At 72.0% G+C, this 14,438-nt stretch carries 17 protein-coding genes; 8 read left to right on the top strand and 9 right to left on the bottom strand.

Annotated elements, in window-relative coordinates; all coding sequences use genetic code 11:
• Positions 1 to 7 precede the first annotated feature (7 nt).
• On the bottom strand, positions 8 to 1,237 hold the full coding sequence (locus AYO52_RS01735; RefSeq protein WP_067712450.1) for a ThiF family adenylyltransferase: 1,230 nt from the start codon (positions 1,235 to 1,237) through the stop codon (positions 8 to 10).
• Positions 1,234 to 2,244, bottom strand: coding sequence for a DUF3152 domain-containing protein (locus AYO52_RS01730; protein WP_067712339.1), 1,011 nt, complete (start codon positions 2,242 to 2,244; stop codon positions 1,234 to 1,236). The genes AYO52_RS01735 and AYO52_RS01730 overlap by 4 nt, the downstream gene beginning before the upstream one ends.
• 151 nt (positions 2,245 to 2,395) lie before the next feature.
• On the opposite strand from AYO52_RS01730, the gene AYO52_RS01725 reads away from it, so the two are divergent.
• Complete coding sequence (locus AYO52_RS01725; protein WP_067712337.1) at positions 2,396 to 3,061, top strand: TetR/AcrR family transcriptional regulator; 666 nt, start codon at positions 2,396 to 2,398, stop codon at positions 3,059 to 3,061.
• 50 nt (positions 3,062 to 3,111) lie between these two features.
• On the opposite strand, the gene AYO52_RS01720 is transcribed toward AYO52_RS01725, so the two are convergent.
• The gene (locus AYO52_RS01720) at positions 3,112 to 3,339 is read right to left on the bottom strand and encodes a DUF3107 domain-containing protein (protein WP_067712332.1); all 228 of its coding nucleotides are present in this window, start codon (positions 3,337 to 3,339) and stop codon (positions 3,112 to 3,114) included.
• 218 nt (positions 3,340 to 3,557) lie between these two features.
• Here AYO52_RS01720 and AYO52_RS01715 point away from each other — a divergent pair, with 218 nt between their 5' ends.
• Positions 3,558 to 5,177 carry a DEAD/DEAH box helicase gene (locus AYO52_RS01715; protein ID WP_067712442.1) on the top strand — a complete coding sequence of 540 codons (1,620 nt, stop codon included), beginning with the start codon at positions 3,558 to 3,560 and terminating at the stop codon, positions 5,175 to 5,177.
• 29 nt (positions 5,178 to 5,206) lie between these two features.
• On the top strand, positions 5,207 to 6,502 hold the full coding sequence (locus tag AYO52_RS01710; protein ID WP_067712330.1) for a hypothetical protein: 1,296 nt from the start codon (positions 5,207 to 5,209) through the stop codon (positions 6,500 to 6,502).
• A gap of 39 nt (positions 6,503 to 6,541) precedes the next feature.
• Here the strand turns inward: AYO52_RS01710 and AYO52_RS01705 are convergent, their stop codons facing one another.
• Entirely contained in the window at positions 6,542 to 6,970 is a 429-nt protein-coding gene (locus tag AYO52_RS01705) for a hypothetical protein (RefSeq protein ID WP_156523489.1), read from the bottom strand.
• Between the two features lie 388 nt (positions 6,971 to 7,358).
• Between AYO52_RS01705 and AYO52_RS01700 the strand changes: the two genes are divergently transcribed.
• Positions 7,359 to 7,607 carry a WhiB family transcriptional regulator gene (locus AYO52_RS01700; protein WP_067712327.1) on the top strand — a complete coding sequence of 83 codons (249 nt, stop codon included), beginning with the start codon at positions 7,359 to 7,361 and terminating at the stop codon, positions 7,605 to 7,607.
• Positions 7,608 to 7,722: 115 nt separating this feature from the next.
• On the opposite strand, the gene AYO52_RS01695 is transcribed toward AYO52_RS01700, so the two are convergent.
• Positions 7,723 to 7,938, bottom strand: coding sequence for a biotin/lipoyl-binding carrier protein (locus AYO52_RS01695; RefSeq protein WP_067712324.1), 216 nt, complete (start codon positions 7,936 to 7,938; stop codon positions 7,723 to 7,725).
• 104 nt (positions 7,939 to 8,042) lie between these two features.
• Between AYO52_RS01695 and AYO52_RS19230 the strand changes: the two genes are divergently transcribed.
• Positions 8,043 to 8,117 (top strand): 50S ribosomal protein bL37, encoded by a 75-nt coding sequence (locus AYO52_RS19230; RefSeq protein WP_370452405.1) that lies wholly within the window; start codon positions 8,043 to 8,045, stop codon positions 8,115 to 8,117.
• Positions 8,118 to 8,196: 79 nt separating this feature from the next.
• Here the strand turns inward: AYO52_RS19230 and AYO52_RS01690 are convergent, their stop codons facing one another.
• Positions 8,197 to 8,523 (bottom strand): zf-HC2 domain-containing protein, encoded by a 327-nt coding sequence (locus AYO52_RS01690; RefSeq protein WP_067712322.1) that lies wholly within the window; start codon positions 8,521 to 8,523, stop codon positions 8,197 to 8,199.
• The gene (locus AYO52_RS01685) at positions 8,523 to 9,200 is read right to left on the bottom strand and encodes a sigma-70 family RNA polymerase sigma factor (protein WP_067712319.1); all 678 of its coding nucleotides are present in this window, start codon (positions 9,198 to 9,200) and stop codon (positions 8,523 to 8,525) included. The genes AYO52_RS01690 and AYO52_RS01685 overlap by 1 nt, the downstream gene beginning before the upstream one ends.
• A gap of 106 nt (positions 9,201 to 9,306) precedes the next feature.
• Between AYO52_RS01685 and AYO52_RS01680 the strand changes: the two genes are divergently transcribed.
• Positions 9,307 to 9,837, top strand: a complete 531-nt coding sequence (locus AYO52_RS01680; RefSeq protein ID WP_067712316.1) for an aminoacyl-tRNA deacylase — start codon at positions 9,307 to 9,309, stop codon at positions 9,835 to 9,837.
• Positions 9,838 to 9,911: 74 nt separating this feature from the next.
• Here AYO52_RS01680 and AYO52_RS01675 read toward each other — a convergent pair whose 3' ends face one another.
• Positions 9,912 to 10,772, bottom strand: coding sequence for an SOS response-associated peptidase (locus AYO52_RS01675; RefSeq protein WP_067712313.1), 861 nt, complete (start codon positions 10,770 to 10,772; stop codon positions 9,912 to 9,914).
• A 40-nt stretch (positions 10,773 to 10,812) separates the two neighbouring features.
• On the opposite strand from AYO52_RS01675, the gene aroA reads away from it, so the two are divergent.
• The gene (gene aroA / locus AYO52_RS01670) at positions 10,813 to 12,132 is read left to right on the top strand and encodes a 3-phosphoshikimate 1-carboxyvinyltransferase (protein ID WP_067712310.1); all 1,320 of its coding nucleotides are present in this window, start codon (positions 10,813 to 10,815) and stop codon (positions 12,130 to 12,132) included.
• Between the two features lie 9 nt (positions 12,133 to 12,141).
• Positions 12,142 to 13,191, top strand: a complete 1,050-nt coding sequence (rsgA, locus tag AYO52_RS01665; RefSeq protein ID WP_067712307.1) for a ribosome small subunit-dependent GTPase A — start codon at positions 12,142 to 12,144, stop codon at positions 13,189 to 13,191.
• A 107-nt stretch (positions 13,192 to 13,298) separates the two neighbouring features.
• On the opposite strand, the gene AYO52_RS01660 is transcribed toward rsgA, so the two are convergent.
• Positions 13,299 to 14,417, bottom strand: coding sequence for a ferredoxin reductase (locus AYO52_RS01660; RefSeq protein WP_067712304.1), 1,119 nt, complete (start codon positions 14,415 to 14,417; stop codon positions 13,299 to 13,301).
• Between the last annotated feature and the right edge of the window lie 21 nt (positions 14,418 to 14,438).

Here is a 14,438-nt window from a genome sequence, read left to right as displayed (position 1 = left end):
TCCTCGGTCAATACCCGGGCAGGGACGGGTCGACGTCGCGTGTCCACGCGTCGATTCCGCCCGCCAACGACCGGACGCCGGTGAATCCGGCCCCGGACAGGGTCGTGGCGGCGCGCGCGGAGCGCACACCGGACTTGCAGTAGAGGACCAGGCGCCCCCGGGCGGCGGCGCGACCGAGGACACCGGTGGGGTCCGCGGCGTCCTCGGCGACCGAGTCCAGGGGCACCCACACCGACGGCTCGATCCGGGCGATGGACCGCTCACCCGCCCCGCGGACGTCCACGAGGACCGGGGCGGCAGCGCCGGGGGACCCCGCCTGCGTCAACTCCTCCGCGAGCTCGGCGGCGGTGACGACCGGCACGGCTGCCGGCCCGGCCGCCGGCATCTCGCAGGAGACGTCGTCGGCCCCGTCGGGCAGTCGGGTGACCGGCTCCCTCGACGGGTCCGGTCGGATCGTCACCGCCCGGTGGGTCGACTCGAGCAGATCCATCAGGACCAGGCGTCCGAGTAGGGGCCGGCCCGCTCCCGTGACGAGCTTGACCGCCTCCATGGCCATCATCGACCCGACCGTGCCGCACAGCGCGCCCACGACCCCGGCCTCGGCACAGCTGGGCACCGACCCGGGAGGCGGTGGGGACGGGTAGAGGTCCCGCAGGGTCACCGGGTCGGCGGGCGCCGGTGGGCGCGACCAGAACACGGCGAGTTGCGCCCGGAAGCGGTCGATGGTCCCCCAGATGAGCGGGATCCCGGCGATCTCACAGGCGTCGGAGACCAGGTACCTGGTCGCGAAGTTGTCGCTGCCGTCGATCACCAGATCATGGCCCTCGAGAAGCGACTCGATGTTCAGGGCGTCGAGTCGGGCGTGGATCGCGTCGACCCGGACCCCGGGCGCCAACTCGGCCAGACGGTCCCTCGCCGAGTCCACCTTGGGTCGGCCCACGGCCCCGACGGAGTGGATCACCTGCCGGTGCAGGTTGCCGAGGTCCACCTCGTCGTCGTCGACGACCGTGATCCGCCCGACACCCGCCGCGGCAAGGTACATGAGCACCGGGGCACCCAGGCCGCCGGCACCCACGACGAACACCGACGCGGCGCGCAGGCGACGCTGCCCCTCGTCGCCGATCGCGCCGAGCAACAGGTGCCGCGAGTACCGTTCCCGCTCGTCCCTCGTCAGCTCCGGTACCGGGTCCACCAGCGGGGGAAGGCCGCGGTCCCCCGGTCCGCCCGCGGCGGTCATCCCGCCACCGGGGGTCCGTCGGGGAACGGCCACGCGTTGTATCGACACGTGTCGTCGTTGTCCGGGACCACGCCCTCGGGATCCAACTGGTGGATGTCGCCGTTGTTCACGCCGAACGTCTGCTGCATCATGATCGGCGCCAGGGCGCCGTCCGCGGGGCACGGCTCGTGGGCCGGGTAGCCGATCGCGTGGCCGACCTCGTGGTTGACCAGGTATTGCCGGTAGGACCCGATGTCGCCCTGGAACGACCTCGCTCCCCGCACCCAGCGCGCGAGGTTGAGGTAGACGCGACCCGTGGCCGAGTTGTAGCAACTCGCCTCGAGTTCGATGTCGTACCCGCAGTTCTCGCGGACCGTCATGGGGCTCGCCAGCGAGACCCGGAACGCGGGCTCGTCACCGGCGATCCGCCGGAACGCGACTGCGCCGTCGGCCGTCCAGCTCTTGGGGTTGGCCAGGGTCGCGTCGACCATCCTGGCGACCGAGTCGTCCCCGCCGAAGTCGACGGTGTCGATCCCGTCCTCGACCTCGACCGTGTAGCTGAACTGCTCGGCCGTCGGGCGTCCCACCGGATCGGTGCCGCCGGGCACGATCCTGAACTCCCCGCTCGCGGCCCCGATGAAGGAGCCGCCCTCCGGCAACTCACCACTGGGCGGGACCTCACCCGCCGCGGGTACCCCGACCACGGCCGGGGTCTCTTCCGCCCGGACCACCCGGTCCTCGTCCGACGCGCCCGGCGAGACGATGGCGTCCCCGATCACCAGGGCGGTGAGCACCACGAGCACCGGGATCGCGTACGCGCGCCAGCCCCAGGTGGCCAAGAACCTGCCGACCGGGGTCTGCCGACGCAGGTGGTCCCGGGATCCGGGCACCGACCGGCGGCGCCCCGGGGTCGACTCCTGCGGGTCCCACGGCGCGCGCAGCGGCTCGCCGTGCGGAGGGTAGTACGGGGGTCGCTGACGACCCTCGGCGTCCGCACCGCCCGGCGTCCGGCGACGGCCGTCGCTCATCCGTACACCTCCACGTCCACTCCTGAAGTCAAGGCCTACACGATCCCACATGAGGGGTGAGGCGCCTCCTCCCGCACTCCGCGGCTGCGGGTATTGTCCGTCTGGCCCGGACGCCTGTCGACTCCCGCCCGGGCGGAGAAGGAGCCAGCAGATGACGAGCCCGGACGGATCCTTCCCGGCCGCACCGGGCCGCACCCGAGCGGCCCGGCTCCCCCGCGGGGCCCGGCGCAGCCAGCTGATCGACGCCGCCGGGACCGTGTTCGTCGACCAGGGCTTCCACGCCTCCGGGATGGATGACATCGCCGTCCTGGCCGGCGTCTCCAAGCCGGTGCTCTACCAGCACTTCGATTCCAAACGTGACCTGTACATCGAGGTGCTGCGCCACCACGTCGACGAACTGCTCGGACGCATCCGTGCCGCGCTGGACTCGACCTCCGACAACCGGCGCAGGGTCGAGGCGGCCGTCGACACGTTCTTCGCGTACGCCGACGCCGACACCCGCGGGTTCCGGCTGGTCTTCTACTCCGAGTCCGGTGACGAGGACGTCCGGCGGGAACTCGACCGGGCCACCGACGGCTGCATCGACGCGGTCCACGACCTCGTCCGCGGGGACTCGGGGCTCGACGCCCACCGCTCGCGACTGCTGGCCGTCGGACTGGTCGGGGCCAGTCGTGTCAGCGCCGGGCACTGGCTCGACGCCGGCCGGCCGATCCCCCGCGCGGACGCCGTCTCGACGACGGTCACGCTGTGCTGGGGCGGCCTGTCGAAGATCCCTTGTCACGGAAGGGACCGGACCGAGCCGGACAACCAGGCCTGACCCCCGGGGGTCGGGGCCGCGAGGGCGGCCCCGGCCCGGGGTTCACTCCCTCAGGAGAGGAACCCGACCGCGCGGCGCGCGGTCTCGCCGATCTCGACGTACGCCACCCGATCGGTGGACACGAGGTAACGGCGCCCCTTCTCGTCCTCGAGCTCGAGTACCGCCTTGGCCTCCGCGGTCAGGGCCGCCTCGACGCGCTTGTACACGTCCTCCGGCGTCATCCCGGTCTTGAACACGAGCTCACGGTTGCTGTCGGCGATGCCGATCTTGACCTCCACGGTGCCTGCCCTTCTCGTCGTAGGCGCATGTCACGCCGTCATCGGCGGTGCGTGCGGTCCAGGCTAGCCCGACGCGCTCGAAAGGCGGCGGCACGGGATAGGATGTGTGCACGTGGATCACTCCCCGGGTCCGGATCGCTCCGGCGCCGGGCGTGACAGGTCCCGTGGAAATGTGCGCGCGCCCCGCTCGCGAGGCCGGACCTTGTGCGGCCCGAACCATCCGCGCGCGAGACGAGAAAGGCACCGCCCTGTCCACCACAGATGTCACCACCGAAGAAGTCGACGGCATGGCCACGACGACCGCCGTCGTCGACGCCCCGTCCTCCGACTCCTCCCCCAGCTTCGCCGAGCTTGGCGTCCGCCCGGAGATCGTCACCGCGCTCGCCGAGCGCGGGATCACCCACACGTTCGCCATCCAGGAACTCACCCTCCCGCTGGCACTGACCGGATCCGACCTCATCGGTCAGGCCCGGACCGGCATGGGCAAGACCTACGGGTTCGGCGTCCCGCTCCTCCACCGCATCGCCACCGGCGAGGCGACCAGGACGCTCGACGGCACCCCGCGGGCGCTCATCATCGTCCCCACCCGCGAGCTGTGCGTCCAGGTCACCCAGGACCTCAAGATCGCCGCGACCGGCCTCACCGCGCCGGCGGCCTCCGGGTCCGGCACCCGCCCGCTCAAGGTCCTCGCGATCTACGGCGGAACGCCGTACGAGCAGCAGACCGAGGCCCTGGAGAAGGGCGTCGACGTGGTCGTCGGCACCCCCGGCCGCCTGCTCGACCTCGCGAACCAGTCGAAGCTCGTGCTGGGCAAGGTCGAGGCCCTCGTCCTCGACGAGGCCGACGAGATGCTCGACCTGGGCTTCCTGCCCGACATCGAGAAGCTGCTGCGCATGGTCCCGGAGAAGCGCCAGACCATGCTGTTCTCGGCCACCATGCCCGGCCCGATCATCACCCTGGCCCGCACCTTCCTCACCAAACCCACCCACATCCGCGCCGAGGCCGCCGACTCCGGCGCCACGCACGAGAACACCACCCAGTACGTCTACCGGGCCCATTCGCTCGACAAGCCCGAGGTGGTCTCCCGGATCCTCCAGGCCGAGGGCCGTGGCGCCACCATGATCTTCTGCCGCACCAAGCGCACCGCCCAGAAGTTGGCCGACGATCTCGCGGAGCGTGGCTTCCGGGTGGGCGCCATCCACGGCGACCTCGGCCAGGGAGCGCGTGAGAAGTCCCTCAAGGCGTTCCGCTCCGGTGACGTCGACGTCCTCGTCGCCACCGATGTCGCGGCCCGCGGGATCGACGTCGACGATGTCACCCACGTCATCAACTACCAGTGCCCGGAGGACGAGAAGACCTACGTGCACCGGATCGGCCGCACGGGCCGCGCCGGACGCACGGGTGTCGCCGTCACCCTCGTGGACTGGGACGACCTGCCCCGGTGGGGCCTGATCGACAAGGCCCTCGGACTCGGGTCCGGTGAGCCCGCCGAGACCTACTCGACGTCCCCGCACCTGCGGTCCGATCTCGGGATCCCGGAGAGCGCCGGCGGACGCGTCGGCGCCCCCACCGGGACCGGCTCCGGCCGCCGCCCGGTCGACCGCGACTCCCGCGGGCCCGCCCGGGAGTCCGGGACCGGATCGGGACCCCGTCGGCGGCGTACCCGGACCGGGGCCTCCGGCGCTGACGAGGCCTCGACGCCCGCCACGTCCGGTGACCCCGCTCCCGGGACCGACAGCGCAGACGGTTCGGCGACCCCCGGCGACGCACCCCCGCGGCGCCGCCGTCGCCGTCGGCGCCCCTCGTCGTCGTCGCCCGACCAGGCCGGTCAGGACTGACCGGGCCACCACCTCCCCACATACGGCACGTGCGCGCAGACAGTCACGCCACCGGCGGCCCGGGCCGACGGTTCCCCGGTGTGCCCTCCGAACGGGGGACACGGCGCGATCTGGTGACCGCGGCCGTCATCGTCGTCGTCATGGCGGTGGTGGCCGCCGCCGTCCTGCTGTCGGGAAGCGCGAACCGCTCGCACTTCCGCGCCGCCGACGACGAGCAGCCCGTCTACGGGCCCGCAGTCGAACGCCCCACCTCACTCCAGCCCCTGTGGTCCCACGCGTCGGGGGGCGCGGGCGCCCCACTGACCACCAAGGGCAACCTCGTCACCCTCGACGACGACGGGACCCTCGTGGGCCGCGACGCGGGCTCGGGCGAGCAGCGGTGGACGTATTCACACGCCGGACGTCCCTGCGCGGCCACGTTTTACGCCGACATCCTCGCCGCGGCGTTCGACGGGGCCGCCGGGTGCAGTGACGTCACCGCCCTCGATCCGACGACGCAGCAGTACACGAGCACCCGACAGAGCGCCTTCCCCGACGCGATGGAACTGACCTCGACCTGGCGGCACGCGCTGGCCTCGAGCCCCGAGCGGCTCGAGATCTGGCGCGACGACCTCGTCCGCACCGTCGAGTACGGCGCCGTCGAGGCGCCCCAGGAAGCCGACATGCAACCACGTACCGGCTGCACCCTCGGAACGGCCGACCTCACCGACGACCGGTTCGCCGTCGCCGAACGCTGCCCCGGCGACGACTCCACACGGCTCACGCTCGCCGAGACCGTCCCCGAGGACAGCCGCAAGCCCGAGGAGATCGCCTCGGAGACCACCGGCGCCCGGGGCCTGTGGATCATCGACGTCACCGACGAGGGCGTCCTCGCACTGACCGACCGCGACGGCGCCTGGGCCGTCGAATGGTTCACCTCCCCGCGCCAGTACTCCCCCGTCCTGCGACTGGACTCTGAGCCCGCGGCGAAACCGGGCGCCACCACACTCTCCGGCGATGACACCCAGGCACGGTGGTTCGACGGCGGCGCCACCCACGCCTTCCGGACCGATACCGGCCAGCACACCTGGACGGCCGGCGGGGCCACCGGCCCGGGCCTGACCGGCGGGTGGTCACCCGACCCCGACGTCACCACCGCGCGGGATTGGGTACTGCTCCCCGTCGCCGGCGGTTTCGGTCTCCTGGATCACGACTCGGGCGTCGAGACACTCCGGCTGGGTGCCACCTCCGCGGAGGGCGACGGCGTCACCGGGCTGGCGCAGATCGGCGACATCCTCTACGAACGCCGCGGCGGCTCGATCCACGCCTACAAGCTGCTGGCCTGACCGGGCCGCGGACGGCTGGCCGGGCGGCGTACCAGTCGGTCAGGCGGCGTACCACTCGACGGCGTCGCGCCGGAACAACGCCACCAGGGCGGAGGCACACACCACCGCCAGGGCGATCCCGGCCAGGTACTGGTGCGACCCCACCCCCACGTACCACGCGACGAAGAGCAGCAGCAGCTCGGCGATCACCACCAGACCGCGGCCCCACCGCCGACCGCGCAGCAGTCCCAGCCCGGCGGCCAACAACCCGCCCCCGAGGATCGCGAACCACACGGCGGTCCCGTACCCGCTGATGACCACGGTCTCCTCGCGGTGGCCGCCGATCGCACGGACCAACAGGATCACCGCGATGCCCACGCCGATGAGCCCCTGAGCAGAGGCGATCCAGCCGGCGAGGCGGACCGGGCCGGGGATCGCGATCCGCGGGTCTGCCGGAACACGGGGCTCGTCCTGTCGTCTCACGTTCACCTCTCAAGACTATGTGGCACCGGATCCACCGGGCCCCACACCCCTGGTGGGGCGCGCTCCGCCTAGGCGATAACAGCCTCTGGTGTGCGCTTTCGCGCCGATTTGACAAAGCGCGTGACGTTTACCACATCGAGGTTCAAGAGGGTTGACTTGTCAGGGAATCGTGGGACGATCAGTTGTAACAGCGCAGACACACCGTGTTTGCCTTGCCTTAACCGGGAGCCACTCCAGCAGGAGTGAGCCCGCGGAGCGGGTACAACCCCCACCACCCCGTCGGGTGTCACCGAACACGCACGTTCTCACGTCGATCGTACAGGTCCACGCCTGAACGGCGCGTGTTCGTGCTGCCCGGCGCACCCGACCTCGGTCTCACGACGAAGGAGTTCCCATGGACTGGCGCCACAAGGCCATCTGCCGCGACGAGGATCCCGAGCTGTTCTTCCCCGTCGGCAATTCCGGCCCCGCCCTCGCGCAGATCGCCGAGGCGAAGATCGTCTGCAACCGCTGCCCCGTCACCGCCGAGTGCCTGACCTGGGCCCTCGAGTCCGGCCAGGACGCCGGCGTGTGGGGCGGCATGAGCGAGGACGAGCGTCGCGCCCTCAAGCGTCGCCGCGCCCGCACCCGGACCACGGTCTGACCCCGACCGTCTGACGCGTACGTCGCCCGACCCCAGGACGGCCAGCGTACGAGAGGCCGGTTCCCAACCCGATGAGGGTGGGAACCGGCCTCCCGCCGTTGTGGCGGCCGATCGGTCAGTCGATGACGGCGATGAGATCGCCCGCCTGGATGACGTCGCCGGGCTTCACCGCGACCTCCGTCACGGTTCCCGAGCCCTCACACAGCACCGGGATCTCCATCTTCATCGACTCCAGGAGAACGATCGTGTCGCCCTCGGCGACCTCGGTGCCGACCGCCGCGACGACCTCCAAGACGTTCGCGACCATCTCGGCACGGACCTGTTCAGTCATATGGATTATTCCTCTGCTTCCTCGACAACGGCCCCCGGACACCTCCAATGCAACCACACGGGCCCGCGCATGGAAGACTTGTACACCGACGAAAGGAGGCGACCATGAGCAAGCGTGGCCGCAAGAGGCGGGATCGCCGTAAGAAGAACGCCAACCACGGTAAGCGTCCGAACAGCTGAGTACGGACGCCGTGGACGACGAGGGGGCGGGCACCTGACCGGTGCCCGCCCCCTCGTCGTCCGTCACCGCGTCCGCGGATCAGCCGAAGTCGCGTCTCTCGACGGTCGTGTGTCTGTGAACCACGGTGGTGCCGTCCGCATCCGTCGTGGTCACCGTCGTGCGTCGGATCTCCACCATCAGGCGTTCCCGCAGCCCGGTCGGAGCCTTCTCGCAGCACGAACTGGAGAGCTTCGCCTTGAGGCGGCGCTCCGAGAGGAACAACTCCCGGCAGTCCGGACACCCCGCGAGATGATGTTCGAGTCGAGAGCGGCAGGCGTCGTCGCACTCGAGGTCCACCAGCAGGGACAGGTCGCGCTTCGCCGACCGACAGTCGATCTCGTCGAGTCGTGGGTCGTGCTCCCTCATCACTTCGCCCCCTCCTCGCGGTCGCGGCCGAAACCCCGCTCGGTGGCCACGTCGCGCAGCAGCTCGCGCAGCTGCTTGCGACCGCGGTGTAGACGCGACATCACGGTCCCCAGCGGGGTGTCCATGATCTCCGCGATCTCCTTGTACGGCAGGTCCTGGACGTCGGCGTAGTACACCGCCATCCGGAACTCCTCCGGCAGCTCGGCGAGGGCCGCCCGGATCTCGTCGTCCGGCAGCAGTTCCATCGCCTCGACCTCCGCCGAGCGGAGGCCCGTCGAGGTGTGCTCGGCCGCGGCGGCCAACTGCCAGTCCGTGATCTCATCGGTCGGGTACTGCGCGGGCTGGCGCTGACGCTTGCGGTAGTGGTTGATGTAGGCGTTGGTGAGGATGCGGTGCATCCACGCGCGGAAGTTGGTCCCCGGCTTGAACGAGTGGAATCCCGCGAAGGCCTTGGCGTAGGCCTCCTGCACCAGGTCCTCCGCATCGGCGGGATTCCGGGTCATCCGCAAGGCCGCGCCGTAGAGCTGGTCGAGGAGAGGCATCGCCAGCTCCTCGAACTTCTCTGCGCGCTGGTCGGCCTCGTCGGGCTGCAACTCGGTCGGCAACCGGAACTCCTCACCTGTCGGTGTCCCGGAGTCTAACCGCACGCCCGGGGCGTCGAGGACCGCGGTCCGCATCGCACCCTCCCTTCCGACCCGGGACCTACCCCGGGTACCTGCTGGGAATCAACGCGGTGGGCCGTCGCGGTATTCCGGACCCCGTCACCCGCTAGGCTCCCGTCCCGTGGGCAGCAGGAAGGGACGAGGCGGCGCCGCGGCGACCCCGGCGATCGTCGCGCTGCGCGACGCCGACATCGACCACACCGTGCACACCTACGAGGTGACCGGTGACGCGACCTACGGCGACGAGGCGGCCCGCGTGATGGGCGACCGACTGGGGGTGGCCGCGAACAGGGTGTTCAAGACACTGGTCCTGGCCACCGGCAGACCTCCCGAGGGGTCACGGGTCCCGCTCGCGGTGGCGGTCCTGCCCGTGACCTCCTCGCTGGACCTCAAGGCCGCGGCCGCCGCCCTGGGGTGCGGCAAGGCCGCCCTGGCGCCGATCGACGTGGCGGAGAAGAGCACCGGGTACGTCGTCGGGGGCGTGTCGCCCGTCTGCCAGCGTCGCCCCCTGGCGACGGTGGTGGACGCCTCAGCCCTGGACCACCCCACGATCCTGTGCAGCGCCGGCAGACGCGGATGGGAGATCGAGCTCGCCCCCGCGGAATTGGTGGCGATCACCCGGGCGGTGACCACCCCGATCGCGGCCGGCTGACCGATCGGTCACGGCCGCCTGGACACGACCGAGTGGACACGACCGCCCGGACACGGCCGCCCGGTCACGACCGCCTAGAAGAGCATCCCCTCGGCGGGGTCGACCGGCCGCACCAGCTCCGGGCCGTCGTTTCGGACAGTGGACACCGCCCGAGACACCGGCCTGATCTCCACCGATTCGGCCCACTCGCCCAGGTCACCGCCCGCGCCGTCCACCAGGTCGCGCGGGTCACGCATGACGGCGGGATCGAGCCAGTCCCCGAGCACCTCGGGGCGGACCACCAGAGGCATCCGGTCGTGCACCCGGCGCAGCGACCCGAGCGCCTCCGTGGTGAGGATCGTGCACGACAGTTGGGTGACCGTCTCGTCCACCGGGTCACGTCGGGCCTCCCACAACCCGGCCATGAGCAGGCCGCGGTCCCCCGGCAGGCTCATGAAGTACGGCTGCTTGGGACCGGCCTTCCCGCCGGGGGTAGCGGGCTCGCCCGGCACCCACTCGTACCAGCCGTCCATCGGGATCACGCAGTGCCGGCGGGCGACCGCGGATCGGAACGACGGCTTGGAGTACGCGGTCTCCACCCGGGCGTTGAACAGGTTCGGCAGCCGCTGTGAGTCCCCCGCCCACGAGGGAACGAGCCCCCACCGCATCGCCCGGAGCACCCGCCGGGGCGTCGCCGTGCCCGCCGCCGCGCCCGGGCCAGGGGTCACGCCCTGACCCGCCGTCGCCGCCGATCCGGCCGGCTCGACGAGCCTCTCGGACCGCGGGACGTCCAGTGCCAGAACCGGGATCGTGGTGGTGGGCGCGATGTTGAACCGCGGCGCCCGGGGCGCGGAGGCGGGGAACAGACCGGGAGGCGGGGAGCTCGCCTCGTCGACCGCGTCCAGCTCCACCGCGAGCAGCGCCGGGTCCGAGGAGAGGGAGAACCGTCCACACATGCCGACATCCTCGCACCCGGGTCCGGCGGATGCCGCCTCGATGGGCGACAATGACCAGGTGAGTCATTGGAACGCGCCCGTCGCCGCCGGCCCCGTCGACGCCGACGTCACCATCCCCGGGTCCAAGTCACTGACCAACCGTGCTCTGGTGCTCGCGGCGCTGGCCGACGGCCCCTCCCGCCTGGTCGGCACGCTGCGCAGTCGGGACACCGATCTCATGATCGGCGCGCTGCAGGCGCTGGGGACACGCATCGAGGGACCGTCCGGACCGCTCGGCCCGGGTGACACCGACCTCGTCATCACCCCCGGTGAGCTGCGGGGCGCCGACGTCGAGTGTGGACTGGCCGGCACGGTGATGCGATTCGTCCCGTCGGTCGCCGCCCTGGCGACCGGCCGTTCCACCTTCGACGGTGACCCCGCGGCCCGTGTCCGACCGCAGGCCACCGTGCTCGACGCCCTGCGCGCACTGGGTGCCCGGATCGCCGGGGACAGCCTGCCGTTCACCGTCGACGGCGCCGGCTCGCTGCGGGGCGGCCGCGTCGAGATGGACGCCTCCGCCTCCTCGCAGTTCGTCTCCGGCCTGCTGCTCTCCGCCGCGCGGTTCGACGAGGGCGCCGAGTTGGTCCACGTCGGCGCCTCGCCTGTCCCCTCCGGGCCGCACATCGAGATGACGCTGGAGATGCTCCGCGAGTCCGGCGTCACCGTCGACCAACCGACCCCGTCCTCGTGGCGGGTCGCGCCGGGTCCGATCGACGCCGTCGACAGGGTCGTCGAACCGGACCTGTCCAACGCCACCCCGTTCCTCGCCGCCGCCGCGGTCACCGGCGGGACCGTCCGCGTCCCGCACTGGCCCGCCGCCACCACCCAGCCCGGGGACGCCATCCGCGTCATCCTGCAGGCCATGGGCGCCACCGTCACCCTCGAGGACGCCGACGGTGCGGGCCATGGCACCCTCGTCGTCGTCGGCCCCTCACGCCTGTCCCCCGTGGACCTGGACCTGTCCGCCATCGGCGAGCTCACGCCCACCGTCGCCGCCCTGTGCGCGCTCGCCGACGGCCCCTCCCGGCTCACCGGCATCGCGCACCTGCGCGGACACGAGACCGACCGCCTCGCCGCGCTCGCCGCGGAACTCGGCGCCGTGGGCTGCGGCGTCACCGAGCTCGACGACGGCCTCGAGATCACCCCGGCCCCGCTGCACGGCGCGCCCTGGCGCGCCTACGCCGACCACCGCATGGCCACCGCCGGCGCCATCATCGGCCTCGTGGCCCCGGGCGTCGGGGTCGACGACGTCGAGTCCACCTCCAAGACCATGCCCGGCTTCACCGCGATGTGGGCCGACATGCTCGCCGGACAGGGCTGACGGGCGGCCATGCCGAGCGGACGGGGTGCGGGCAGCGCACGGGGGTGGGACGAGTCCGACGTCCGGATCCGGCCCGGGAAGGGCTCACGCCCCAGGACCAAACGTCGGCCCAGCCATGACGACGCCGCCGCCGCGATGATCGTCGCCGTGGACCGCGGGCGCTGGGGCTGCGTGCTGCTCGACGACGGCCCCGACCACACCGCCGGGACCCGCGTCGTCGCCATGCGGGCCCGCGAGCTCGGCCGGACCCCCGTGGTGGTGGGTGACCGCGTGGGCGTCGTCGGCGACCTCACCGGCGCGCGCGACACCCTCGCCCGGATCGTTCGCGTCGAGGAACGCTCGACGGTGCTGCGCCGGACCGCCGACGACTCCGACCCCTACGAGCGGGTCGTGGTGGCCAACGCCGAGCTCCTGCTCATCGTCGTGGCCGTCGCCGACCCCCCGCCGCGCGCCGGGTTCGTCGCCCGCGCCCTCGTCGCCGCCTACACCGGGGGGCTGGACCCGGTCCTGTGCCTGACCAAGGGCGACCTGGACGACCCGTCGGTGTTCGCCGCCGAATTCGCCGAACTCGACGTGCCGGTCCTGCGGGTGGGGGTCGACGACGAGCTGGACGATCTCCATGACCTGATCGACGGCCGGATCTCCGCGATGATCGGGCACTCGGGCGTCGGCAAATCGACGTTGGTCAACCGCCTGGTCCCCGATGCCTACAGGGCGACGGGCGTGGTCTCCGGCGTCGGCAAGGGCCGACACACCTCCACGCAGTCCGTCGCACTCGAACTGGCGACGGGCGGCTGGGTGGTGGACACCCCCGGCATCCGCAGTTTCGGGCTGGCGCACGTCTCCCCCGACGACGTGGTGGCCGCGTTCTCCGACCTCGACGAGATCGCCGGCGCGTGCCCGCGCGGATGCACCCACCAGGGTCCGCCCGCGGACCCCGAGTGCGCCTTCGACGCCGTCACCGACCCCGCCGTGCACCGGCGGGCGCTCGCGGTGCGGGAACTCCTCGGGGCGTTGCAGTCCAACGACCCCTGGGCGCTGGGGTTCGACCAGGACTGATTCGGTGGACTGCGGCGGGGCGTGGCCCGGCGGCCGGGTGTGGCGCGGCGGCCGGGTGTGGCCCGGCCAGCACCCGGGCCTCACGGGGGCGCCGGCCGGGCGGCCGATCAGATCTTGATCTCGACGTCCCCCAGCGCCACCGAGACGCAGGTCTGGATCCGCTCCCCCGGACCGTGGTCGGTGCCGTTGCGCAGGTCGCGGACGTGGCCCTCCTCCAAGCCCACGACGCACGTCTGGCAGATACCCATCCGGCAGCCGAACGGCATCTGCACGCCCACGCTCTCCCCGCCCTCGAGGATCGTGGTGGCCCCGTCGAGCTCCACCGTCTTGTCGGTCGAGCCGTACTTGACGGTCCCGCCCGACGCGCCCGCGTTGCGGTCCACGGTGAAACGCTCCATGTGGAGGTCGTCCCGTCCCGTTGCCTCGAAGTGCTCGGTCAGCTCGTCGAGCATCGCCGAGGGCCCGCACGCCCAGGTGGGACGCTCCGACCAGTCCGGCACGAGCGCCGACATCTGCTCGGAGTCGATGCGGCCGTCCTCGCTGGTCACCCGCAGGTGCAGCGTGTAACCCGGCTGGGTGCGCTCCAGCGCGAGGAGCTCGTCGTGGAACAGTGCGTCATCACGGTCGCGGATCGAGTGGACGTGCACCACGTCGGGGAACCCCTCGTCGGCCGAGCGGCGGTCCAGCGACCGCAGCATGCCCATCACCGGGGTGATGCCCGAGCCGGCGGTGACGAACATCAGCTTCTCGGGCGTGGGCGAGGGCAGGTGGAAATCACCGGCCGGCGCCTGGAGCCGGACGATCATCCCCGGCTCGACCGTTCCGACGATATGGTTGCTCAGCAGCCCCTCCGGCAGGGCCTTGACCGTCACCGAGTACTCGCCACGCCCCGTCGTGGGCGCCGACGTCAACGAGTACGAGCGCCAGGTCCACCGGCCGTTGAGCAGGACGCCGATCCCCAGGTACTGACCGGGGCGGTACTCGGGCGTGGCGCCCCAGCCCGGCTTGATCACGAGGGTCACCGCGTCGTCGGCCTCACGGCGCACGGAGACGATCTCGCCGCGCAGCTCGCGGGACGACCACAGCGGGTAGATGAGCGAGGAGTAGTCGTCCATCCGCAGCGGGTGGGTGAGGCGGTTGAGGAACGTACGCGCCCCCCGCGGCTCCGGAACCCGCGCGGCCGCCGCACGCAGGACGCGATTGAGCCCACTTCTCGACTCGGACACTGGTGCCTCCTTGAAAACGGA

The organism is Dietzia sp. 111N12-1 (genome assembly GCF_001658045.1).
Classification (GTDB): Bacteria; Actinomycetota; Actinomycetes; order Mycobacteriales; family Mycobacteriaceae; genus Dietzia; species Dietzia kunjamensis.
This window is presented reverse-complemented; position numbering and strand designations above follow the sequence as displayed.

Coding starts and splice junctions, on each gene's coding strand:
- AYO52_RS01735 (WP_067712450.1), bottom strand. CDS start 1,237: ATGACCGCCGCGGGCGGACCGGGGGACCGCGGCCTTCCCCCGCTGGTG.
- AYO52_RS01730 (WP_067712339.1), bottom strand. CDS start 2,244: ATGAGCGACGGCCGTCGCCGGACGCCGGGCGGTGCGGACGCCGAGGGT.
- AYO52_RS01725 (WP_067712337.1), top strand. CDS start 2,396: ATGACGAGCCCGGACGGATCCTTCCCGGCCGCACCGGGCCGCACCCGA.
- AYO52_RS01700 (WP_067712327.1), top strand. CDS start 7,359: ATGGACTGGCGCCACAAGGCCATCTGCCGCGACGAGGATCCCGAGCTG.
- AYO52_RS01695 (WP_067712324.1), bottom strand. CDS start 7,938: ATGACTGAACAGGTCCGTGCCGAGATGGTCGCGAACGTCTTGGAGGTC.
- AYO52_RS01690 (WP_067712322.1), bottom strand. CDS start 8,523: ATGAGGGAGCACGACCCACGACTCGACGAGATCGACTGTCGGTCGGCG.
- AYO52_RS01685 (WP_067712319.1), bottom strand. CDS start 9,200: ATGCGGACCGCGGTCCTCGACGCCCCGGGCGTGCGGTTAGACTCCGGG.
- AYO52_RS01675 (WP_067712313.1), bottom strand. CDS start 10,772: ATGTGTGGACGGTTCTCCCTCTCCTCGGACCCGGCGCTGCTCGCGGTG.
- aroA (WP_067712310.1), top strand. CDS start 10,813: ATGGGCGACAATGACCAGGTGAGTCATTGGAACGCGCCCGTCGCCGCC.
- rsgA (WP_067712307.1), top strand. CDS start 12,142: ATGCCGAGCGGACGGGGTGCGGGCAGCGCACGGGGGTGGGACGAGTCC.